Below are 24,030 nucleotides of genomic sequence, written 5' to 3' on the forward strand. Positions count from 1 at the left end.
AATAACATGCTGAATACGATAGAAGAAGCAATTACGGATTTAAAACAAGGAAAGCTCATTATTCTTGTAGATGATGAAAACCGCGAAAACGAAGGCGATTTCCTTTGCTTAGCAGAATTTGCAACACCAGAAAATATTAATTTCATGGCAAAGTATGGTCGAGGATTGATTTGTATGCCAATTCATGAGGAAATCGCACAGGAATTGCAATTACATCCGATGGTTTCTAACAACACAGATTTTCATCAAACTGCATTCACTGTGTCGATTGATCATGAGAACACATCTACAGGTATTAGTGCTTATGATCGTTCAGAAACAATGCTACAAGTCATTAATCCACAAGCAAGTGCACTTCAATTTAAGCGACCTGGACATGTCTTTCCACTAATCGCAAAGTCTGGTGGAGTATTAGAAAGACGTGGACATACGGAAGCAGCAGTGGATTTTGGTACACTATGTGCTTCGGCAAAAGCAGGTGTAATTTGTGAGATTATGAAAGATGATGGATCAATGGCACGCTTACCGGATTTACTGGAATTTGCTCAACAATTCCAATTAAAAGTTGTAACGATAGAAGAATTATCAAGTTATTTAATAAATATTAAAGCTAGCTAAGGAGAGTAAAAAATGGTAAAAACTATAGAAGCAAATTTAATTGGAACAGACTTGAAAATAGGTATCGTTGTTGGCCGATTTAACGATTTTATAAATGCAAAGCTAGTTGATGGAGCAATTGATGGATTAAAACGTCATGGAATAGCAGATGATAATATTGAAATTGCTTGGGTTCCTGGTGTTTTTGAAGTTCCGTTTATTGCAAAAAAAATGGCTGAATCACATAATTACGATGCTGTTATTGGTCTTGGAACTGTAATCCGAGGAGCAACTACACACTATGATTATGTATGCAATGAGGCGGCAAAAGGAATCGCTCAAGTAGGTTTACAAACTGGAGTACCAGTTATTTTCGGTATTGTTACAACAGAATCCATTGAACAAGCGATTGAACGGGCAGGTACAAAAGCTGGAAACAAAGGTTACGATGCAGCAATCTCTGCAATTGAGATGGCCAATCTTTTGAAGATAATGTGACAAATGAGCGATAAAGGAAGGATTGAAAGCCAATCACCAGTATAATTGCTAATTGGCTTTCTTGATAATATGGGGAGTATTGTATAAAAACAACGAATAAAATGATACTTAAAGAATTGTCCTAAATTTCTTGGATTTGAATATTAACTAGCTCATCAGTTTCGGTCGTATATTCAATTTTTACTGAGACTCCAAATTCTTTGTCACTGTCTTTTACCCATAGCCTAAATTTTTCAATTGTAGAGTTTTCTTTAGATTCACTTCCCTCATGAAGGTAGTCAATAATTCTCGCATTGGGATATTTGGACCTAGTTTCTTTTATAGCGAGCTGTCCCCATTTAGCATAGGAAGGTATTTCTTGTTGCGTAGGAGCAATTGTTGGTAGATGTGTTGAAGCTGAATGTGTAGAAGCAAAAAGCCCGAGTGCAATTACAATTTTCTGCATAATTAATCTCATCTCCTTTTCTATAGGATGAGTTATTCTCTGGAAATCATTCTAGATGATCTAACTTGCTAAAATCTATTAATCGGTTATATTCACTTTATAATGCTAGCTTTAAATATACGTGAGCAATAATTCTGATAAATATTAATTTTGTTTTATAATAAACTAGGACTAGCTGTTAGAGAGGAGAAATAAAATGGAATTAGGATTAGCTGGAAAAGTAGCGATAGTAACTGGTTCAAGTAAAGGAATAGGTTTACAAACTGCTTTACAATTAGTGAAAGAGGGAGCGAATGTAGTTCTTTGCGCTCGCGGTGAAGAAAAGTTAAAAGAAGCAGCAGCGTTTATTAAAAGTGAAACAGGAACAGATGTATTAATAGTTCCTACAGATATTACAAAAGAGGAAGCATGTAAAGCAATCATTCAAGAAACGGTAAATCATTATGGACGAATTGATATATTAGTCAATAATGCCGGTACTTCGTCTGCTAACCCTTTTGAATCAGTGGATACAGAATTATGGCAAACGGATTTAGACTTAAAATTATTTGGAGCAATACATACGTCAAAAGCAGCAATTCCATATATGAGAGAAGTGGGCGGAGGTGCTATTGTAAACGTCACAGCAGTTTTAGGGAAAACGCCTCCTGCAAATTCTTTGCCAACTACAGTAAGTCGCGCAGCTGGAATGGCCTTGACTAAAGCTATGAGTAAAGATTTGGGTAAGGATAATATTCGTGTCAATACAGTTTGCATTGGCTTAATCAGAAGCGATCAGATTGAATTAAAATGGAAAAAAGAAGCTCCTGAACTTTCATGGGATGAATATTCTAGAAATGCAGTAGGTCCTTCGATTCCACTCCAACGAATTGGTGAAACAGCAGAAGCAGCAAATGTTATTACTTTTTTAGTATCAGAAGCAGCTTCTTATGTTACCGGCACATCTATTAATATAGACGGTGGTTCTGGAGGAACACTTTAAACAAAAACGAACCCGAATGGAATACCTATCCATTCGGATTCTTCTATAAAGAACTTACGCAATTGCTTTTTTTATAGGTTCCATTTCAGTGTAAACTACAGATTCACTTCTTTTTAGCTTTTGCCAATTGCCCCTGTTTCCAAAGACATAAAGAATGGAACCATAAAAAAAGAACAAAGAGTCAAGTAAGCGAAATGTTACAGATTCCCAAATAGTAAATAAAACAAATTTGAACCATTGCTTAGGAGTAAAGGTATACCCATAATGTCCAGCCCGTTGAACAGCTACTAATCTTAAAATGAATTCACTTGACCAAGCAGTAAATATTAATAGAATCGTTATTGCTGATATATTGCCTAAGTAAATAGAAATCGGTAATAAAAAAAGAGCAGTAATTCCTGTGGTGCTAAGAACTATCGATTCAAATAGTAAAAAAATGAAAACCTTTTACTTATTTTGATAAAAAAATCTTTTTTATATAAATTAATACAATCTAAAAAACCTTTTTGCCAACGAACTCGTTGATATAGTAGTGACTTAAAGTCTTCTGGCACTTCTGTATAGCAAACGGCTTCTGGAACAAAAATCATTTTTTCTCCCATTTTCCGCTCATATATAACTTTTTGCAAGCGAAAAGTTATTTCCATATCTTCACCGAGCGTATCTTTATCCCCCCCCAATTTGTTGGAGGATATTCAGACGAAAAGCTCCGAAAGCTCCGGAAACTACTCCTAATACACTTAACTTAGCTTGTGTTACTTTACGTACATAGAAAGAAGATAAATAACCAGATAATTGATATTTAATAATCCAATTTTTGCCATAAATAATGTTGCCTTTTCTATTAATTAATTGTCCAACTTGAACCATTCCTCCAGCAGCAATCACTTTTGGATCTGCGAAAGATTCATTAATTACCGAAAGACTATCACTCTCTAATATAGAATCAGCATCAAGGGTGATAACAATTTCTCCAGTTGCCATAGAGATACCTGTGTTAAGAGCAACTGATTTTCCCCCATTTAACTGGTCGATCACATAAATTTCTGTAAATTCCTTACTTTGGTACAAATTCAAAATTTTTCCTGATGTACTATCCTTAGTTATTCCTTTTTCAATGATAGATAACTCCAGAAAATCGTGTAATACGCCCATCGTATTATCCGTTGATCCATCATTTATAAATATTGCTTCTTTATTTTCGTAACTTAGTCTTTGCCAAATTTGTATACATTGTAATAGCACAAGCTCTTCATTATATGCTGGAATCAAAACAGAAATCTTTTTCAAATCACTTATTGAGCTCATTTTTTTGGTCCCTTTTAAGGAACTGTAAATATATTTTAGTTGTAAGAGTAGATATAGTACAAAAATGATGGTTAAACCAGTAGACCAATAAATCAAATTAAACTAAACCAACTTTCTAATTTTCATTGTTCGGGTCACCCACCCAAACTCCTCCGACCGTGACATTCATGAGTAAATACATTGCTGAATTTGCAAAATTAGTAGTCTTAAACTTTTCAATTCCATCGATATAAAAAATTAACTCATCCTTTGACCAATCGAGGGTGTATAAGTGCCATTCCCTTCCATCAACGTTAGTTGTCATAGCACAATTCCGTTCTCCTGGACCTTTATGTGCAACATGCCAAATTTCACTAGGGAGTTGACCTAGCATTTCGACTATATCGATTTCAGGAAAAGCAGAATGATCTTTTGGTAGTAACCAAATTGCAGGTATAAATCCTTGACCTTCAGGTAGCCTTGCTCGAATTTCAAATTTTCCGTATAGTTGCTCGTGCAGTCCTTGAGTGGTGACAGCACCAGAACGGTATGGAAAGCTTTCAAATGGGTTATTATCAACTTGTAATTTTAAAGTTCCTGATGAACTAAAAACTTGCTCGGGTAAATAGTGATGAAGTCTACCGTGATCTTTATAACCAGAATTTAGTTTGTTCCATCTGTTAGTTGATACTTCTGTTCCATCAAATTCATCTTGAAACGTAAGAGCCCATCCCTTTTTAATGTATTGATCATAATTTGGAATCTCTTCCGTCGAGAAATTTTCTTGGGACACTTGTATTATGTGATCTTCCTTGGGATCTAAATTTTGAGGGTGCATTATTTGCTCACTACAGCCATATAAACAAATGATGAATATAAATATAAAATATCTAATCGACCTCACTTCCTTCTTCAAGAGGTAGTATACTTGTAAATTAGGAAGGTTATTCCATAACGTAAAAATTTTGTTAAAGGTGACAGCTTTGTAATTTTTTATTCACACCTTAACTAAAACAGTAATAATATAAAGCTAAGAACAGCCTAATGCATTAGGAGTGAGAGTATGTCAGCTATAACGGGGAAACAGTATATTGATCGGATTGACCAATTGAAAACGGATGTTTGGCTAGATGGTAAGCCACTTACAGGGAATATTTCGGAGCATCCTGCTTTTAAAGGGATTATAAAAAGTCAGGCTGCGCTGTACGATCTTCAACATCATGAAGAATTAAAAGATGTTCTAACATATCTATCCCCGACTTCCAAAGAAATGGTAGGGATGTCGTATTTGCAGCCAAAGACAAAAGAGGATTTAGTGGCAAGAAGAAAAATGGTTCAGTACTGGGCTAAATCGAACAATGGATTAATGGGAAGAAGTCCGGACTATATGAACACAGCCTTAATGGCTATAGCTTCATCTCTATATTTGTTGCAGGATCAAAAGAACTGCTTTCCAGATAATCTGCAATCATTTTATGAATATGCAAGAGAAAATGATATTTCTATGACCCATACTTTTATAGAACCACAAGTAAATCGCACACTGCTGTATACCGAGCGTTCGAATGAACCGATTGCCGCAAAAATAATAGATAGGAACGAAGATGGAATCATAGTAAAAGGTGCGCGACTCCTTGCGACACAAGGTGGCATAACTGATGAACTATTAGTTATCGCTGCGGGAGGGAAGTTAGAAGAGGATAATAGTTTCGCATTCTCGATACCTAGTAATACAAAAGGGGTAAGGTTCATATGCAGAGAATCATTTGTTGGAGGAGGGTCCTCTTTTAACTATCCTTTAAGTTCGAAGTACGAAGAAATGGATACTATTGTAGTGTTTGATAATGTCTTAGTTCCCTGGGAGCGCGTGTTTTATTATGACAACATCCATATATCAAATAATTTCATGAAGTCGAACTCATTTCTTCCCTTTACACTTCATCAAGTAATATCCAGACAGATTATTAAAACCGAATTCATATTGGGGATTGTTCAATCTATTATCGATACGATTAATATTCAAGAATATCAACATGTTCAAGAAAAAGCATCTGAAATAATCATTGGCTTAGAGACAATGAAAGCATTGGTTATAAAATCGGAAGTAGAGGCCAAAATCGACAAAGGGGGATGGATGCAACCAGACCGTTCTACATTACAAATTGCGATGAATGTATTTCCACGTATTTATCCGAGGTTTACAGAAATCATTCAACTCTTAGGCGCAAGTGGATTAATGTCCATCCCAACTGAAAGTGCTTTTCAATCACCTATAAGACATGAGTTAGATCACTACTTACAATCTAGTGAAAACAAAGGAGAGGACCGTGTGAAACTTTTCCGATTAGCATGGGACTTAACGATGAGCGCGTTTGGCACGCGTCAAACACTTTATGAACGTTTTTTCTTCGGTGATCCTGTCCGACTTGCTAGTCAGTTATACTTTTCTTATGATACGGATGAATATGTGCAAAGAGTGAAAGATATATTAGAATGAGTCCATGGGAGTTCTAAACATAACTCAATCAAGTTTCGGAAAAGCAATTGACACTATTTTCTAAATTTGTTATAGTACTATTCAATAAAAGCATATAAATTCGTTGAAGAGAAAGAGTAATGTATCTAATTGTTCCCCAGAGAGCTGACAAATTGGTGAAAGTCAGTGTGCGTGTGATACATGAATATCCTCTCTGAGAAGAAGAGCTGAAGATTTTAGTAAGCTTATCCGGGTGTCTACCGTTAAAAAGAACACGTATTATTTGTACGTTGCTAAGTGCTATTGGATCGGCTCAATAGAATTAGGGTGGTATCGCGGTTAACCCCGTCCCTTTACTAGGGACGGGGTTTTTTGTATGCCTTTTATACAAAATGTATAGGGGGAAAAGTTATGAGTATACATGAAGTAAAAGAAAGTAAAGTACAACGTGAACAAAGAATTCGAGACTATTGGACAGACAATAAAACCTTTGTAAATTCTGTACAAAATCGGGAGGAGGATACCCCATTTGTCTTTTATGAAGGTCCACCAACAGCAAATGGACTTCCACATGTCGGTCATGCACTCGGAAGAACGATTAAAGATGTTGTAGCTCGCTATAAAACTATGCAGGGATACAAGGTAGAGCGAAAAGCAGGATGGGACACTCATGGTTTACCAGTTGAACTCGGGGTGGAGAAACAGCTAGGAATCTCAGGTAAACAAGACATCGAAAATTATGGTATTGAAGATTTCATTAAAAAATGTAAGAAAAGTGTATTCACATATGAAAAAATTTGGCGTTCCTTTACGGAGGAACTAGGTTATTGGGTAGACATGGATAATCCATATATAACATTAAGTAACGACTACATTGAAAGTGTATGGAATATTTTGGGGAAAGTACATCAGGATAAATTGCTTTACAAAGGACATCGTGTGTCACCCTACTGTCCTAGCTGTCAAACATCTTTGAGTTCGCACGAAGTAGCACAAGGCTATAAAGATGTGAAGGACCTATCCGCTACTGTAAAATTTAAACTTGCTAATGTTAATGAGTTTTTTCTAGGATGGACTACTACTCCTTGGACGTTACCAGCAAACGTAGCGCTAGCTATGAATCCAACTCTAGTTTATGTCCGTGCCAAGGTAGAAGATGAAATTTATATTGTAGCAAAATCATTAGTTCCTAGTGTATTAGGAGAAAAAGCTATCATCCTAAGTGAACATTCAGGCGACGAATTTGAAGGAGTCCCTTACCTCCCACCTTTTCATTATGTAGACTTAGCAAAAGGGCATATGGTCGTTTTAGCGGATTTTGTAACAGAGACGAGTGGTACTGGAATTGTTCATATTGCCCCAGCATATGGCGAGGATGACTATCGAACAGTACAACAAAATGGCCTTTCCTTTGTAAATGTTGTGGATCAACGAGGTTGTTATACAGAGGAAGTCACGGATTTATCAGGTAAATTTGTGAAAGATTGTGACGTTGAAATCATTAAGCTTTTATCGAATAAGGACTTATTATTTCATAAAGAGAAATATGAACATAGCTATCCTCATTGTTGGCGCTGTGATTCTCCACTTCTTTATTATGCAACGGACAGTTGGTTCATCAAGATGTCAGCGTTAAAGGAGCAGCTAGTTGACAATAATGAATCGGTTACTTGGTATCCTGATCATATTAAAAAAGGCCGTTTCGGTAATTTCTTAGAAAATGTAGTGGATTGGAATATAAGCCGTAATCGTTACTGGGGAACTCCTTTAAACGTGTGGATTTGCTCCAATTGTGGGTATGAAGAAGCACCGACTAGTATTGAATCTCTAGCCAAAATTGCATCTCAGCCATTGCCGGAAAATTTAGAGTTGCATAAGCCTTATATAGATGCAATTGTTTGTACTTGTCCAGAGTGTAGTGGGGAGATGTTACGAACGCCTGAAGTAATCGATGTATGGTTCGATAGCGGATCGATGCCTTTTGCGCAGCACCATTATCCATTTAGCGATAATAAACAGTTTAACGATCAATTCCCTGCGGATGTCGTGATAGAAGGAATTGACCAAACTCGAGGTTTCTTCTATAGCTTACTAGCCGTTTCAACACTTTTTACAGGAAAAACACCTTATAAAAATGTATTGTCGCTGGGTCATGTATTGGATGAGCAAGGTCAAAAAATGTCAAAAAGTAAAGGTAATGCATTAGATCCCCTTGATCTAATGCATACGTATGGTGCTGATGCATTGCGCTGGTCATTATTGGTCGATAGTTCTCCGTGGAATCCAAAACGTTTTTCCACAAAAATTGTACAAGAAGCAAGTTCAAAGCTACTTGATACGCTTGATAATGTATATAAATTTTATTCACTATATGCAAATATTGATCAATTTTCCTTTAAGGCAACAAAACCAGGTAACCCAACAAAAATGGACCGTTGGATTCTTTCGCGGTTGAATAGTACGATTCAAAAGGTAACCGTATTTATGGATGATTATCAGTTTACCCAAGCTACTCGTGAAATCGCTGAATTTGTAGAGGAAGTCAGTAATTGGTATGTTCGTAGATCAAGACAACGGTTTTGGGCGACAGGTTTTACTGAGGATAAGCGCGCAGCTTTAAATACGTTATACAACGTGCTAAGCAATGTTAGTAAATTAGTTGCACCGTTCACTCCATATATCGCAGAGGATATTCATCTAAAACTACACAATAATAGCGTTCATCTTCAGGACTATCCAAAACATCATAGTAGTTTAATCGATGGAAAATTAGAAGATGATATGAATGCTGTATTGAAGATTGTTGAGTTAGGTAGAAGTATCCGTAATTCAAATAACTTGAAAGTGAAACAGCCACTAGCCGAAATGGTCATTTGTACAAATCTATCCAACGAAAGCTTGAAGGACTTTGGCTCCATTATTCAAGACGAATTAAACATCAAAGTATTAACTTGGGTAACAGATTTAGATGAATTAGAAGAAATTTCTTTTAAGTTAAATTTCAAAGTAGCGGGTGCTGTATTTGGTAAAAATGTGAATAATGTCAAAAAGTATGTGGAGAATTTAACAGTTACCCAAAAACAATTATTGTTATCAGAAGGTAGTATACCAGTAGTTATTTCAAATGATTCCCATGAATTATTAAAGGAATATGTAATTACAGAAACCCATGTAAAAGAAGGCTATGCATTTGTAGAAGATGGTATCTTTAAGGTCCTGATAGATACGAGGTTAACTTCTGAGTTATTAGAAGAAGGGCTGATTCGTGATTTTATCCGAATCATTCAGGACGCTCGGAAAAAGTATAATTATCCAATTGAAAAGTATATTAATCTTTCAGTATGGAGTGGCGAAGATACTAAATCATTAATTCAACGTTTTGATTCCTTAATTCTGTCAAATGTCTTAGTACGTAATATACAATTTGTTCCGGGTCTTGACTCTGACTCCACAATAACTGTTATGTTGAATAACCAAGAAGTATCCCTTAGCATGCAGTTAGAATAATTGCTAAAAAGTATTCAACATTTTATATTGTTGAATGCTATTTTAAAAGATAATAAGTTATATGAACACTGGGGTTTTTGGTGCTTTTAAAAATGAATAATCCTATGATTTCCGTTTTAGGTGGAGAAAAAGGAACGATGGCTAAGAACGTCACTTCTTGTGGCAACGCCTTCGTGACCAACATCCTGTTGGCCTCAGCGGGGTGAGCGATAAGCTATCACCGTCGCTAACGCGTCGGTGTGATAGCTCATCTGTCTCCCTCATCCCGCTGAAGTCGCCACCTTTCACTGCAATCAATAAATGTGTAGTACTCCACTAGAAAATTCAGCATAGCCTATCGCTTAGATGATAAGATTGGTCAAATTATTTGTAATCGCTTTTGAATTAGAAATTTAATTTTCCAATGATAGAGTAAGAAAGCAGATTTTTTTTATACTAGTGGGAGTAGTGGAAGTAGAGAAAAATAGTAAGTATGTATCGAATAAAGAAGTGAAATGGCGAACGAAATTGTATCTTCGTGAGCTTGCTCATTGAATTGGAAAGTATCTTTTCTCTAGTTATCCAAAAAAGCACTAACCTGTTCCTAAAAGTTGTAGGAGGGTGACGGACAGTCAACCGCCATAAGATTACCGGAAAAAGTGAGTCTTGGTTGTGACAATTGTCACAACCAACCAGCATCCCTAAAAATTCAAACGGTAATAATATAGCAAACGTCTGTTCAAAGCCCTTCAAAAACGATAAAAACAGGTTTTGACCTTAAAGGACCGGGTGTATTTTTGCCTGGTTTTTCTTATATGAGGAGCATTATAAAGTCCGGCTATTATCGTAAAAAGGAGAGAATTGATTATTTTCAATTAGTGAAACCTTATTTCATAAAAAACGTATTTACATTATCATCTTTATAATCAGAGTATTATGTAATTTCGGTTGGATAATAAGTCAACTTTAAAAGAATGTCAAAAGTGATTATAAAGAAGAGGACGATGCTGCTGGAAATGCACTTCCATAGAAACTATACAAAGGAAAAGAATAAATTGAAGGGAGGTAATACATATGTTTTTTGTTCAAATGTCTGGGTTCCCAGGGTCTGGTAAGTCCACACTTGCTCGACAGGTTCTTCAAAAAACTGGAGCAGTTATCATTGATCATGATATTGTAAAATCAGCTTTATTACATTCCATTGAGGAAGTTGCAATTGATTCAAATCTTGCTGGTAAGATTTCATATAATATTGATTGGTCTTTAATTGAATTTCACTTATCACAAGGACAAGATGTAATATTTGATAGTCCATGCTTATATCAAGAAATGATAGACAAAGGAACATATTTATCTAAAAGATATAATGTGAAATATAAATATATTGAGTGCTACCTTAGCGATATTTATGAAATTAATTCTAGGTTAAAAAATCGTGAAAGAATGATAAGCCAAATAAAAGAAATAAAGTCTGAAGTTGCTTTCAAATCCACAATTGAAAATAGTAAAAAGCCATTTGGATATAAGTACATGACTGTAGATACAGGACAACCGTTAGAAAGTTACATCCAGGATGTAATGAATTATATATACGAATAGAGAGATAAACTTTGTTTAACCACCTAAATAGTAACTCATCTACTATTAGAATATAAGTGCAAACCACTCCAATGGTTTGCACTTCTTAGGTTAAAAATCATCTGCATTCAGTAGGATAAATTCTTTTACAAATGCTACCACTTCATCTATTGGTTGGCCAAGATCATAGCCTATATGATAAATATTTCCTTTGTAATAAGTGTATAATTCATTAGCAGAAGTTACGTTTACAGAAATGAGATCAGTCACTTCGTCATAATCATAATACCGATAAGCAAGTGCAGAGGGGGATGTGCGAATTTGATGTATTAGATAGACCGATTCAGTTAGAAATTCCCTTCCCTTTGAACAGAATTGCCAACCGCATCCTTAATAAGTCCACCCTTGATAGGTCCACAATTATTGCAGTATACCCCCATTAAATAGTGACTAACCTAAGTAAAAGCAGGGAGGAAAGGGTCTGGTACCAGATATTAAAACAATTATTGGTAGCGGCTGATGTGATTAGAGTTCAGATCTCTCGCTTTTTCTTTATCGTCAGCTATGATGGCTTCTTTCGTTGTATAAAATATTTGCCAATAAGAAGCATCCAATAGCATTAGATGGTTCTATCTTACTTTTTTTGGATTACACTAAATAATAGTAATGGTGAATGGAGATGAAGTAGATTTGGCAAAAAAATACGGAATTACCGCTCTTTTGTTATTTGGGGTATATGCATTAGTGATGTATATATATATTTTTCATAGTAATAGCGGGGGGATACCTGAATCTTTGAAAGGAACGGTTGCAGATCCACAGTCTTTTATGTCGGAGCAAGAATTGTACCTAAGTGTGGAATATTCAAAAATAAAGAATTTCCTCTTTTTTGTAGCAACACCATTCGAGTGGCTTGTCTATTTATTTGTACTAATTACTGGGCTTTCTCTAGCGTTTGAAAAATGGATTCCTTTCCAAAACAAATGGGCAATAGTGCAAAATGCGGTATATTTATTTTTGCTCTCGCTTTTTATATTTATCGTATTTTTTCCTTTAGACTACTACAGATATACGTTAGGAAAGAGCTATGGAATTAGCACTCAGGTGTTCGCTTCCTGGATGCGGGATAATATAATTGGATTTTGGGTGGACTTTGGAACGACTGTAGTAATTGTGACAGTTCTTTATTGGCTTATTAAGAAAAGTCCTAAAAAATGGTGGCTATATGCTTGGCTATTAATGGTTCCATATTCCATCTTTCTTATGTTCATCCAGCCAGTAGTAATTGACCCATTGTATAATGATTTTTATCCGCTTACGAATAAAGAACTAGAGATGAAAATACTCACGTTGGCTGAGCAAGCTAATATACCGACCGAGCATGTGTATGAAGTGAATATGGCGGAAAAGACAAATGCACTAAATGCATATGTTACAGGTATTGGCAGTAATTCAAGGATTGTTTTATGGGATACGACATTAAATCGCTTATCAGAAAGCGAAATTCTCTTCATTATGGCACATGAAATGGGACACTATGTGGAGAAGCATATATACTTCGGGATTGCTGGTTATATTTTAAGTTCACTATTAGGCCTTTGGTTAACAGCGAAAATAATGCCTTGGATCATCTCAAGATTTGGGCGTAATTTAAAAATAAGGCGGATAAATGCTATACATTCGTTACCATTGTTTCTACTAATTACATCCTTTCTATTATTCGCTTCCAGTCCACTTTCAAATTATATTTCTAGATATCAAGAAACAAGAGCTGATCAATATGCGATAGAGTTAGTCGCTGACCCGAGTGCTGCTGTGAGAGCTTTTCAAGAACTTACAAAAGCGGGGTTAAACGAGGTGAATCCACCACTCCTCGTAAAATGGTTTCGATATACACATCCGACTATGCTAGAAAGAATTAATAAGGTAGCCGGAGAAACAAGAACAAAAGAATGAGCCGATACTATTTTAGAAAAATGCAAGTGTCTTTAAGATCGAAACGTGTATCTAGCGTTTTCATAGTGCTTTGGACTGACCTATCCTATACTATAACCTTTTTTAGAAAGATGTTGATCAACAAAACCATGTAAAAAATATAGATAGAAAAGATAACTAAATGCTTGTAAGAAAAAAGAGAGTCAGATGAATGACTCTCTTTCATATGTTTATATCGCTTTTTTTGTTGAGAATTGGCTATTATAAAGATCCGCATAGAAGCCATTTTTTTCGATAAGTTCTGTGTGGGTTCCTTGTTCGATTACTTTTCCTTGGTTCATTACTAATATCAAATCGGCATCTCTAATGGTAGAAAGGCGATGGGCGATAACGAAGCTAGTTCGATCTTTCATTAAACGGTTCATCGCTTGTTGAATAAGCAATTCTGTACGAGTATCCACACTAGAAGTCGCTTCATCTAAAATCATAATTGGTGGATTTGCAAGAACAGCACGAGCGATTGTTAACAATTGTTTTTGACCTTGCGAAATATTGGATGCTTCTTCATTTAAAATTGTATCGTAGCCATCGGGTAAAGTACGGATGAAATGATCGGCACGGGCTGTTTTTGCAGCTGCAAATATTTCTTCGTCTGTTGCGCCGTCTTTCCCAAAAGCAATATTGTCTTTAATCGTGCCATTAAAGAGCCAAGTATCTTGAAGAACCATTCCAAATGTTGTGCGCAAATCTGAGCGTGACATCATTCGAGAGTCATGGCCATCTATTGTTATTTTTCCGTTATTTAACTCATAAAACCTCATTAATAAATTGATCATTGTTGTTTTCCCAGCGCCAGTTGGACCTACTATCGCAACCGTTTGACCTGGAAGCACATTAATATTCATATTTTCTATTAATAATTCTTCTCCATAACCAAAGTCTACTTGTTCAAACGTTACAGCACCTTCAGCCCTAGACAGCGTTTCGGTAGTTACTTCTTTTTCTTCCTCTTCTTCATCTAGTAATTCAAAGACACGTTCAGCCGCGGCCACGGTCGATTGAACGATGTTTGCAATATTAGCTGTTTGCATTACGGGTTGTGTAAATTGCTTAGAATATGTGATAAAAGCCTGTATATCACCAATTGAGATGGCACGTTGTGTAACTAATATTCCCCCGACAACACTTATCACGACATAGCTTAAATTTCCGATTAAAGACATCATCGGCATGATCATCCCGGAGATAAATTGAGCCTTACGACCGGCATCATACAATTGCTCATTCACTTCGTCGAACTCGGCAATTGCTTTTTTCTCATGACCAAATACTTTTACGACTTGGTGTCCTGTATACATTTCTTCTATATGACCATTCAACTGTCCCAATGTCCGTTGTTGATCGGCAAAATGCTTTTGCGATCTCTTCAAAATCGGTTGAATCACAAACATCGATAACGGTAGGCTGATGACAGTGATTAAAGTTAGTATTGGACTAATTGTAAGCATCATTACGATGATACCGACTATTGTAACAATGGAAGTAATAAACTGTGTCAAACTTTGTTGAAGTGTACTTCCGATTGTATCGATATCATTCGTTACACGGCTTAGTGTCTCGCCATTTGGCCTCCCGTCATAGTATTTAAGTGGAAGTTTTTCAAGTTTGTTATTTACATCTTCGCGTAAATCATATACTGTTTTTTGTGCAACGCTCGACATAATATATTGCTGAATATAGGTGAACAGACTGCTTATGACATACAGACCCGCTAGAAGTAATAGAAGTTTACCAATTGCATCAAAATCGATTCCTGCTCCGGGTACTCCTGAAAGTTTTCCATATGCACCTTCAAATAATGCTGTAATTGCGTTCCCCATAATTTTAGGGCCGACAATCGCAAATACAGTACTTAAAATAGCAGCGATAAACACTGAAACTAGTTGATTGCGACGAGGTTTTAAGTAAGTCAGAAGACGTCGTAATGTACCTTTAAAATTCTTTGCCTTCTGCCCACCCATCATCATGTTTCCTCCGCCAGGTCCCATTGGACTTCCGCCTTGAGATTGCGATTTTTTTTGCTTGCTCATGCGATTTCCTCCTCTGAGAGCTGTGATTCGACTATTTCACGATATACATTATTCTTATCAAGGAGATCCTGATGGGTACCAATTCCTACAATTTCACCTTTATCTAATACGATAATCTGATCCGCATCGGCTACAGTGCTAACTCTTTGTGCAACAATAATAACAGTTGAATTTGTTGTTTCGTCTTGAAGTGCTTCCCGTAGTTTTGCATCTGTTTTAAAATCGAGCGCTGAAAAACTATCATCGAAAACGTAAATGTCAGGTTTACGAACGAGCGCCCTTGCAATCGATAGACGTTGTTTTTGCCCTCCAGATACATTCGAACCACCTTGTGTAATAACTGCATCGTATCCGTCGTCCATTTTACTTATAAAATCTTCAGCTTGTGCAATACGAGCAGCATGTTCAATTTCTTCTTGTGTTGCTTCTTGTTTTCCAAAAAGTATATTTTCCTTAATGGTGCCGGAAAAGAGAAGCGCTTTTTGAGGTACAAACCCAATTTTCGAACGCACCTCATCTTGGGTAGATTCGCGAATATCGACGCCGTTTACACGAATGGTTCCACTTGTCACATCATAAAAACGGGGGATCAAGTTTACAAGCGTCGACTTACCAGCACCTGTTCCTCCGATAATTGCAGTAATTTCTCCTGACCTTGCTTGAAAGGTGATATTCGATAATGCTGATTCTTCGGCTCCTGGATAACTAAAAGATACATGTTCAAATTCAAGTGTTCCACGTTCTTTATCCACAGGTTTTGTTCCTTCAGCCAAGGAGACCGGTTTTTTGCTAAGTACTTCGTTAATCCGGTTTGCTGAAACTGCAGCCCGGGGTACCATGATGAACATCATGGATGCCATAACAAGTGCAAACATGATTTGCATTACATATTGTATGAACGCCATTAAATCACCAATTAGCATGGAGCCCCCGTCAATACGAATTCCACCAAACCAAATGATTAAAACTACGGTGATGTTCATTACGAGCATCATGACTGGCATTAAGAATGCCATCACTTTGTTCACTTTAATAGAAACATCTGTCAAATCTTTATTTGCTTTTTGAAGGCGCACTTTTTCTTGCTTTTCATGGTTAAAGGCACGGATAACACGAATTCCGGTCAAATTTTCACGTAATACAAGGTTTAAGCGATCTAAACGCTTCTGGACTGTTTTGAAAAGCGGTACACCTTTATACAAAATAAGTAATACAGATGCAATTAAAACTGGCGTTGTAAGAACGATCACAAGAGATAATTTGGCATCTTTAGATACAGCCATAATTATTCCTCCAACAAACATAATAGGAGCGCTTACGACCATACGAAGCATCATAATTACCACTTGCTGAACTTGGGTTATGTCATTTGTAGTTCTAGTAATAAGAGATGCTGTGCCAAACTCGTCAAAGTCCTGAAGTGAAAATTGCTCTACATGTTTAAATACCTTCCGGCGGATATCTCTACCTAGACCTATTGCTGCTTTGGAGGAGTAGTAACTTGCAGCGATTGATGCAATGGCGCCAAATGCAGCGACTAAGAGCATCAGTCCACCAATTTTCCAAATATAAGCTGTATCACCAATCACAACGCCTTTATCAATGATATCTGCCATAAGCGTTGGTAAATAAAGATCGGACATAGATTGGATAAAAACGAAGACGAGCACTGCAAGAACAATCCACTTATACACAGTTAAATTTTTTAAAAGTTTAATCATTCTGGACGCTCTCCTTTGTAATGTTTTCATTTTCTAATAAATCTGCGATATGACTAAGAGTATTTTGGAGCCTTTCAAATTGATCACTGTCAATGGTATTTATAATGGATTCAATTGTTTGATGAATGCTCCCTTTTTGAAGGCTTATTTTTTCAAACAATGCGTTTCCTTTTTCACTAAGTATTAATTGCATTTCCCGCCGATTATCCGGAACCGGCTGCCTGAAAATCCATGCAGTTTGAACAAGGCCATCAACGGCTTGACTTAAAGTACTTTTCGGAATTTGTAATATTTCTCCTAACTGTTTTTGAGTCATTTCTTTGCGTGGTGCAATAATCATTAATACCGAATACTGTGGAATCGATAAATCATTTTCTTGCGCTGTATTATGTACAAAACGCATCAGGTTCCTGTTCACACGCCAAAATGAATGTAAAAACTCCGATGATTTGTTATCAGATACACTGTCAAAATCCATTACTTATCACTCCGTTCTCATTAGAATAGTTCGAATATGAACAGTTCTAAAATGATTACTCTAATTTACTCTTACTTTTTAGGAGAGTCAACTATAAAGAGGCCTGATTTTATAAAAATTTAAAATACAGAAAAAGCTAACCCGAAAAAGGCTAGCTCTTCAATAACCCCAAACCATTTTTAAAAGTGCTTCTCTTTTGATTATGCCTTTAGTAATCACCAATTCTTCGACTTCATAAGTGACGAATTTCGGGTAGTTTAACAGGTTTCTAATTATTAGAAAAGGGAAAGATAGAGTAGGAACTCATTTAATGGAGAGGTGTTTTTTTGTGGATAAATTCTTTGCCGTTCTTGTTTTCGCTGGTGTGCCATTAGTTCTAGTAGGGGCATTTCTCGATTGGTCGGATATGGTTATGTTCATTCTTTGCTGTGCAAGTATCATTGGGCTTTCAGGATACATAGGTCGGGCTACGGAAAGTCTGGCAATTGTGAGTGGACCAAGGATTGGGGGATTATTAAACGCTACCTTTGGAAATGCAGTTGAACTTATTATTTCTATTTTTACGTTGAAGGCTGGCATGGTTGGAATCGTTTTAGCTTCGCTGACTGGATCTGTCCTTGGAAACTTACTTCTTGTACTTGGGCTTTCATTTTTTGCTGGAGGCATCAAGTTTAAACGTCAAAAATTCAGTGTTCATGATTCCAGATATAATGCAGGATTGCTTATTTTTGCTGTTATAATCGCCTTTGTAATTCCTGAAGTATTTTCAATGGGGATGGATTCGCAAAAAACGTTGAACTTGAGCATTGGAATTGCCATTATTTTAATCGCACTATATCTTGCGGGATTGTTTTTCAAACTCGTCACACATCGAGGAGTATTTGCTTCCTCAGACCAACCAGAAAAGGAGAAAGAAGTGCCGGAATGGACGAAACGTAAATCCATTTTAATACTTCTGTTAGCAACTGTAGTGGTAGCTTTTGTGTCGGAACAATTAGTGCATACATTTGAAATGCTTGGCGAGAAGTTTGGTTGGACAGAATTGTTTATCGGGGTTATTATCGTAGCGATTGTTGGAAATGCAGCTGAACATGTTTCCGCCATTACAATGGCCGTCAAAAACAAAATGGATGTGTCAGTGGAAATTGCAGTCGGTTCAACATTGCAAGTTGCCATGTTCGTAGCACCAATATTAGTTATTGTTTCTTTGTTTATGCCGGAACCAATGTCGCTTGTTTTCACATGGCCCGAACTGGTGGCTATGGTTACTGCTGCACTTCTCGTGATTAACCTTTCAAATGATGGGGAATCGAATTGGTTTGAAGGATTGACCCTTTTCGCCGCATACTTAATCATGGGAATCGGTTTTTATCTCCTGTAGGAGTGCAAAGTAAAAAGTCAGTGTCCGAGAGATGGATACTGACTTTCTTTTGTTAAAAACCAAGAAAAAGGTCAGTACAATAGTTTATATTTTTTAAATGTACGATTTATGAAATTGACTCACATATATTAATTTCTTTATTTCTATAATTTAAGAGGCCATAAATTGGAACAAGAAGGAATACTAACTCAATTTATAGAATACATAGAATATGAACAATTCCATAAATATATCCAATCTGTTTTTTGCAATAACCAATGAATGAAAAATGTTACGGGTTTCGAGCCATCATTCAAACTTGCAAACGTTTCAGAAATTATTCTTTAACTTATCAATTAATATATTTTTTAGAGTTGAGTTAAATTCTCGAGGAGGTGTAGGACTATGAAAAAAACATTGCGTTTTGGAATGGTTGGTAGCGGTAATATTATAGAAACTCATATTAAAAGTATTCAAAAGATACCGAATGCAGAGGTAATAGCTATTTTTTCAAGAAATCAGGAAACCGCTGAAAAATGGGGAAATCAATATAATATTCAAGTTTATAGCGATTATGAGGAATTCCTAGGTGATGATAAAATTGATATTGTTACCATACTAACACCTAGTGGGACACACGCGGATTTAGGGATATTAGCTGCCAAAGTAGGCAAACATGTCATTGTTGAAAAGCCAATTGATACAAAGCTTGCAAAAACAAACGAACTTATACGAGTTTGTAGAGAGGCGAATGTAACGTTAAGCTGTATTTTTCAACATAGATTTGATGAAGCGATAGTAGATATAAAAAATGCAATGGACCTAGGAGAATTTGGACAACTAAATTTTGGAGCTGCACGTACTACTTGGTATCGGTCACAAGAATATTATGATAGTGGTGCTTGGCGCGGAACATGGGAACTTGATGGTGGAGGCACATTAATGAATCAATCGATTCACTATATTGATCTACTTTTATATTTGATGGGTCCAGTGGAGGAAGCTCATGCGTATTGTGCAACTCGAGCTCATGAAAGAATAGAAGTAGAGGATATCGCAGTTGCATCGATAAAATTCAAGTCAGGCGCTCTTGGATTGATTGAAGGGAACACAGCGGCTTATCCAGGATATAGTGCAACTCTTGATATATTCGGGAACGACGGTAGTGTAATAATTGAAAATGATCGAGTAAAAGAGTGGAATTTTAAGAATGGGAAACAATATACAAAAGCTACAAAAGAAGTAACAAAAGCAAGTGCCTCATCAAACAAAATGTCCTCTTATGATTCTCATAAACGACAATATCAGGACATCGTTAACGCCATTACGGAGAAAAGAGATCCACTAGTGACTGGTGAAGAAGCTAGAAAATCATTAGAATTAATTTTGGCTATTTATGAATCCGCTAAAAGTGGAAGACCTGTAAAATTATAAGAAAACAAAAAAACGTAGTGCCTTAATCAAAAAGGTCTGCGTTTTTTTTTTTTTTTTTTGAGATAGAAAAGTATATAAAATGACCTGTGAACACTGGGTTTGCAGCATTAAAAAAGAATAATCCAACTGATTTCCGTTTCAGGCGGAAGAAAGCAGATTTTCTTTTATATTAGTGGAAATAAAAAGAAGTAGTAAGTGTTTGACTCATAAAGAAGCGAAGTAGCGAACGAAATTGCATCTTCGTGAGCTTGTTCTATCGATAGAGAAGTATCTTATCTTTAGTTACCCAAAAAACGAACTTACCTGTTTCTAAGCGTGGTAGGATGGCGACGGACATGCAAACGCCATAAGATTACCGAAAAAAAGTGATATTGGTTGTGACGGATGTCACAACCAATATCACTAAAAAATTCACTCGGTAATAATATAGCAAAATGTCTGTCCAAAGCCCTTCGAAAACGATAAAAACAGGTTTTTACCTTAAAGGACGCTTGCGTTTTCATGATGGTAGAAATATGAATTACAACTATTTTTCACAGCTAGTGAAGCAGTCATATTACATAACCTAAAAAAAACACAATTTTTTCATAAAAAATAAACATTCTAATAATTCGAAATAAACAGTAAAATTTGAAATAAGAAAACGCTTTCTTGAGGAGGAAATTTATGAATCTAATAATAAAAATATATTCATTCATTGACAATATATTTGAAAAGCTGACACTTTTATCGCTGATTTTATTAGTAATTATTGTCACACTACAAGTCGTGACAAGATATTTTTTTAACTTCGTCTTCTTTTGGTCAGAGGAAATCACTTTACTTTTGTTAGTCTGGTTTGGATTTATGGGAATCGCTATTGGATTTCGTGAATATATCCATTTAGGAATTGATACATTTACTAACCTTTTTCCGAAAATGTTTAATAAAGTTTTAGATAAGGTGATTCGTGCCAGTGTTTTTGCTACTGGAATCTATCTTGTGGTTCAAGGGTCACAATTTACGATTCTTATGTTGGATTCAACTCTACCAGCTACAAAACTTCCAAGTAGCATTACCTATATCATCATGCCGATAACAGGATTCATGATTTGTTTATATACACTTCTACAATTTTTTAATGTCGACACATCTAAGTACAAAGATATAGAGGAGGCGATTTAGCATGGCAAGTACTACACTAGCGGTTACAATTTTACTAGTAAGTTTCGTTATTCTTATCATGCTTCGATTTCCGATAGCTTTGACGCTAGTTATCTCATCATTGCTTACAATCATTTCCATAGGTGTGCCGTTACCAATAATTGGACAGCAAATGATTCAAGGGATGAATTCCTTTTCTTTACTCGCCATACCATTTTTTATCCTGACAGGCCAAATCATGAGCGCAGGAGGTCTTGCAGCCCGGATTGTAAATTTAGCGATTCTTTTAGTCGGGCGGGTTCGTGGCGGGTTGGCGATGGTAAACAGCGTAGCCTCTCTATTTTTTGGAAATATCTCCGGCTCTGCTGTAGCAGATGTTTCATCCGTTGGGTCTGTTATGATTCCTATGATGAAAAAGAATGGTTATGAGGCAGATTATGCGGTTGGTGTTACAATTGCATCCGCTATTCAGGGAGTAGTAGTCCCGCCAAGTCATAACCTTGTATTATATTCATTAGCAGCAGGAGGCGTTTCCATTGCCAGTTTATTTATGGCTGGTATTGTTCCAGGTGTAATTATGTTAATCGCATTGTGTATCACTGGATATATAATTGCAAGAAAACGTGGATATGAAAAAGCCGCTCCAATTCCAAAGTCACTAATAGGAAGTACACTTTTTCACGGTGCATTATCTCTAAGCCCAGCTGTCATTATATTGGGTGGTATCATGAGTGGGATTTTTACGGCAACAGAGTCAGGTGCATTAGCATGTTTATATTCTTTTATTCTAGCTTTTGTTATATATAGAGAAGCACCGCTGTCTAGTATTTGGACCATCTTAAAACGCACTTTGAAAACGGTTTCAATGGTTTTTTTCTTAATAGCTGCTTCAGCTTCTTTTGGTTGGGTATTGGCTTACTTACAAGTTCCGACCATGATGACTGATTTATTATTAGGTATTTCAGATAATCCAATCATTATATTATTGATTATTAATATATTACTACTTCTCCTTGGGGCACCAATGGATATGGCTCCAATGATTTTGATAATGACACCGATTCTTCTTCCAGTTGTAACAAGCTTTGGTATGGATCCAGTACATTTCGGGATTGTGCTTATATTGAATGCAGGAATAGGGTTATTGACACCACCTGTAGGAACCGTTTTATTCGTCGGTTGTGCGATTGGAAAAGTTTCCATTGCACAAGGGACGAAAGCGATGATGCCATTTTTCTATGCTTTACTAGTAGTTCTGTTAATAATCACCTATATACCTGAGGTAGTAATGTGGCTTCCGAATTTAATGGCTGACTAAACCTTGGGACTAGGTAATATTATAAAAAAATTTAAGGGGGTTTCAACAATGAAGAATAAAAAATTTATAGGATTATTTACATCTTTACTTTTTGCCACGACAATTCTTGTAGCATGTGCTCAAGAAGATGAGGGTATAGCTGAGGCGGATGAAGGTTCCAAATCAGCAGAACCTAAAATTACTTTGCGGCTAGCAGACAATCAACCAGCGGATTATCCGACTGTTATTGGAGATCAAAGGTTTGCCGAGTTGGTTAGTGAAAAATCTGACGGTCGTATTACAATTGAAGTATTTCCAGCAGGCCAACTAGGTGATGAAAAATCAGTGTTAGAGCAGGTTCAACTTGGAGCTATTGACTTTGCTAGAATAAATGCCAGCCCACTTGCTGAGTTTAATGATGATTTCACCGTTTTCTCCGTACCGTATTTGTTTAATAGTGATGATCATTTGTGGAATTTCCTTAATGGAGACACTGGAACGGCATTGCTAGATGGTTTACAAGATGCGAAAATGCAAGGTCTTGCTTATTACGATTCTGGCTCGCGCAGTTTTTATTCTACTAAACCTTTAACAAGTATTGAAGACTTAAAGGGTCAAAAGATTCGTGTTCAGCAAAGTGAAATAAATATTAAATTAATGGAGGCATTGGGAGCAAGTGCTACTCCGATGCCATATGGAGAGGTTTTTACTGGCCTTCAGACGGGTATCATTGACGGTGCAGAAAACAATCTTCCGAGCTTTGACTCATCAAACCATTACCAAGAAGCGAAGTATCTAATTATGGATCATCATACAAGAGTGCCTGAAGTAGTGTTAATGAGTAAAACGGCTTGGGATAAACTTTCAGCAGAAGACCAAGAGCTAATCAGACAAGCGGCTTTGGATTCAGTTGAGGCTCAAAGGCAAGCATGGGCTGATTATGAAGAAAAATCTCTAAAGACATTGGATGATGCAGGAGTTACTATTACTGAAGTCGAAGATATTACTCCTTGGCAAACGGCAGTTAAGTCTATTGTTGATGAATTTTCTAAGGATTATCCTGAATTAGTCGATGCGATCAATACAGCAAGCCCATGATAATTAGAAGATAATCCATTCTTAAGGCTAGCATTATCACCCTACCTAGTTAGTTAAATATTTACTATACTAGGTAGGTCTTTTCCATTAAGATTAAGTGGGAAACAATACTTATTGGAAAGGAA

General features: G+C 36.4%; 19 protein-coding genes, 1 pseudogene and 1 other annotated feature. Of the genes and pseudogenes, 12 read left to right on the plus strand and 8 right to left on the minus strand.

Features of this window, described 5'->3' with window-relative positions:
* Positions 1 to 6: 6 nt before the first annotated feature.
* Both ribB and ribE read left to right on the plus strand, forming a co-directional pair.
* Positions 7 to 594, plus strand: a pseudogene (gene ribB, locus ACN6MX_RS05790) (3,4-dihydroxy-2-butanone-4-phosphate synthase); the annotation flags it as partial.
* A 36-nt stretch (positions 595 to 630) separates the two neighbouring features.
* Positions 631 to 1,095 carry a 6,7-dimethyl-8-ribityllumazine synthase gene (ribE, locus tag ACN6MX_RS05795; RefSeq protein WP_419961697.1) on the plus strand — a complete coding sequence of 155 codons (465 nt, stop codon included), beginning with the start codon at positions 631 to 633 and terminating at the stop codon, positions 1,093 to 1,095.
* A 121-nt stretch (positions 1,096 to 1,216) separates the two neighbouring features.
* On the opposite strand, the gene ACN6MX_RS05800 is transcribed toward ribE, so the two are convergent.
* Positions 1,217 to 1,540, minus strand: a complete 324-nt coding sequence (locus ACN6MX_RS05800; RefSeq protein WP_419961698.1) for a DUF3889 domain-containing protein — start codon at positions 1,538 to 1,540, stop codon at positions 1,217 to 1,219.
* A 196-nt stretch (positions 1,541 to 1,736) separates the two neighbouring features.
* Between ACN6MX_RS05800 and ACN6MX_RS05805 the strand changes: the two genes are divergently transcribed.
* Positions 1,737 to 2,522 (plus strand): SDR family NAD(P)-dependent oxidoreductase, encoded by a 786-nt coding sequence (locus ACN6MX_RS05805; RefSeq protein WP_419961699.1) that lies wholly within the window; start codon positions 1,737 to 1,739, stop codon positions 2,520 to 2,522.
* Between the two features lie 413 nt (positions 2,523 to 2,935).
* Here the strand turns inward: ACN6MX_RS05805 and ACN6MX_RS05810 are convergent, their stop codons facing one another.
* The 3 genes from ACN6MX_RS05810 to ACN6MX_RS05820 all read right to left on the minus strand — a co-directional run bounded on the left by ACN6MX_RS05810 (position 2,936) and on the right by ACN6MX_RS05820 (position 4,602).
* A complete protein-coding gene (locus ACN6MX_RS05810; RefSeq protein WP_419961700.1) occupies positions 2,936 to 3,169 on the minus strand; it encodes a glycosyltransferase in 234 nt (77 codons plus the stop codon).
* Positions 3,170 to 3,188: 19 nt separating this feature from the next.
* The gene (locus ACN6MX_RS05815; protein WP_419961701.1) at positions 3,189 to 3,830 is read right to left on the minus strand and encodes a glycosyltransferase family 2 protein; all 642 of its coding nucleotides are present in this window, start codon (positions 3,828 to 3,830) and stop codon (positions 3,189 to 3,191) included.
* 115 nt (positions 3,831 to 3,945) lie between these two features.
* On the minus strand, positions 3,946 to 4,602 hold the full coding sequence (locus ACN6MX_RS05820) for a glycoside hydrolase family 16 protein (protein ID WP_419961702.1): 657 nt from the start codon (positions 4,600 to 4,602) through the stop codon (positions 3,946 to 3,948).
* A gap of 270 nt (positions 4,603 to 4,872) precedes the next feature.
* Between ACN6MX_RS05820 and hpaB the strand changes: the two genes are divergently transcribed.
* The 3 genes from hpaB (at position 4,873) to ACN6MX_RS05835 (ending at position 11,370) form a co-directional block, all read left to right on the plus strand.
* Positions 4,873 to 6,306, plus strand: a complete 1,434-nt coding sequence (gene hpaB, locus ACN6MX_RS05825) for a 4-hydroxyphenylacetate 3-monooxygenase, oxygenase component (RefSeq protein WP_419961703.1) — start codon at positions 4,873 to 4,875, stop codon at positions 6,304 to 6,306.
* Between the two features lie 94 nt (positions 6,307 to 6,400).
* Positions 6,401 to 6,641, plus strand: a binding site (T-box leader).
* A gap of 55 nt (positions 6,642 to 6,696) precedes the next feature.
* Positions 6,697 to 9,792 (plus strand): isoleucine--tRNA ligase, encoded by a 3,096-nt coding sequence (gene ileS / locus ACN6MX_RS05830; RefSeq protein ID WP_419961704.1) that lies wholly within the window; start codon positions 6,697 to 6,699, stop codon positions 9,790 to 9,792.
* Positions 9,793 to 10,845: 1,053 nt separating this feature from the next.
* Positions 10,846 to 11,370 carry an AAA family ATPase gene (locus ACN6MX_RS05835; protein WP_419961705.1) on the plus strand — a complete coding sequence of 175 codons (525 nt, stop codon included), beginning with the start codon at positions 10,846 to 10,848 and terminating at the stop codon, positions 11,368 to 11,370.
* A gap of 90 nt (positions 11,371 to 11,460) precedes the next feature.
* Here the strand turns inward: ACN6MX_RS05835 and ACN6MX_RS05840 are convergent, their stop codons facing one another.
* Complete coding sequence (locus tag ACN6MX_RS05840) at positions 11,461 to 11,619, minus strand: hypothetical protein (protein ID WP_419961706.1); 159 nt, start codon at positions 11,617 to 11,619, stop codon at positions 11,461 to 11,463.
* A gap of 420 nt (positions 11,620 to 12,039) precedes the next feature.
* Between ACN6MX_RS05840 and ACN6MX_RS05845 the strand changes: the two genes are divergently transcribed.
* On the plus strand, positions 12,040 to 13,305 hold the full coding sequence (locus ACN6MX_RS05845) for a M48 family metallopeptidase (RefSeq protein WP_419961707.1): 1,266 nt from the start codon (positions 12,040 to 12,042) through the stop codon (positions 13,303 to 13,305).
* A gap of 209 nt (positions 13,306 to 13,514) precedes the next feature.
* On the opposite strand, the gene ACN6MX_RS05850 is transcribed toward ACN6MX_RS05845, so the two are convergent.
* Genes ACN6MX_RS05850 through ACN6MX_RS05860 form a run of 3 tightly spaced genes read right to left on the minus strand, consistent with a single transcriptional unit; the run spans position 13,515 to position 17,573 of the window.
* Positions 13,515 to 15,374, minus strand: a complete 1,860-nt coding sequence (locus ACN6MX_RS05850; protein ID WP_419961708.1) for an ABC transporter ATP-binding protein — start codon at positions 15,372 to 15,374, stop codon at positions 13,515 to 13,517.
* Positions 15,371 to 17,095, minus strand: a complete 1,725-nt coding sequence (locus ACN6MX_RS05855) for an ABC transporter ATP-binding protein (protein WP_419961709.1) — start codon at positions 17,093 to 17,095, stop codon at positions 15,371 to 15,373. Before ACN6MX_RS05855 ends, ACN6MX_RS05850 begins: the two co-directional genes overlap by 4 nt.
* Positions 17,088 to 17,573 carry a MarR family winged helix-turn-helix transcriptional regulator gene (locus ACN6MX_RS05860; RefSeq protein ID WP_419961710.1) on the minus strand — a complete coding sequence of 162 codons (486 nt, stop codon included), beginning with the start codon at positions 17,571 to 17,573 and terminating at the stop codon, positions 17,088 to 17,090. The genes ACN6MX_RS05855 and ACN6MX_RS05860 overlap by 8 nt, the downstream gene beginning before the upstream one ends.
* Positions 17,574 to 17,883: 310 nt before the next feature.
* Between ACN6MX_RS05860 and cax the strand changes: the two genes are divergently transcribed.
* The 5 genes from cax (at position 17,884) to ACN6MX_RS05885 (ending at position 23,905) form a co-directional block, all read left to right on the plus strand.
* Positions 17,884 to 18,954 carry a calcium/proton exchanger gene (gene cax, locus ACN6MX_RS05865; protein ID WP_419961711.1) on the plus strand — a complete coding sequence of 357 codons (1,071 nt, stop codon included), beginning with the start codon at positions 17,884 to 17,886 and terminating at the stop codon, positions 18,952 to 18,954.
* 384 nt (positions 18,955 to 19,338) lie between these two features.
* Positions 19,339 to 20,367: a Gfo/Idh/MocA family protein gene (locus ACN6MX_RS05870; RefSeq protein WP_419961712.1), complete on the plus strand. Its 1,029-nt coding sequence runs from the start codon at positions 19,339 to 19,341 to the stop codon at positions 20,365 to 20,367.
* 666 nt (positions 20,368 to 21,033) lie between these two features.
* Entirely contained in the window at positions 21,034 to 21,531 is a 498-nt protein-coding gene (locus ACN6MX_RS05875; RefSeq protein ID WP_419961713.1) for a TRAP transporter small permease, read from the plus strand.
* Position 21,532: 1 nt separating this feature from the next.
* Positions 21,533 to 22,828: a TRAP transporter large permease gene (locus ACN6MX_RS05880; RefSeq protein ID WP_419961714.1), complete on the plus strand. Its 1,296-nt coding sequence runs from the start codon at positions 21,533 to 21,535 to the stop codon at positions 22,826 to 22,828.
* Positions 22,829 to 22,876: 48 nt separating this feature from the next.
* Positions 22,877 to 23,905 (plus strand): TRAP transporter substrate-binding protein, encoded by a 1,029-nt coding sequence (locus ACN6MX_RS05885; RefSeq protein ID WP_419961715.1) that lies wholly within the window; start codon positions 22,877 to 22,879, stop codon positions 23,903 to 23,905.
* The last annotated feature ends 125 nt before the right edge of the window (positions 23,906 to 24,030 follow it).

The organism is Psychrobacillus sp. BM2 (assembly GCF_048572895.1).
Lineage (GTDB): Bacteria > Bacillota > Bacilli > Bacillales_A > Planococcaceae > Psychrobacillus.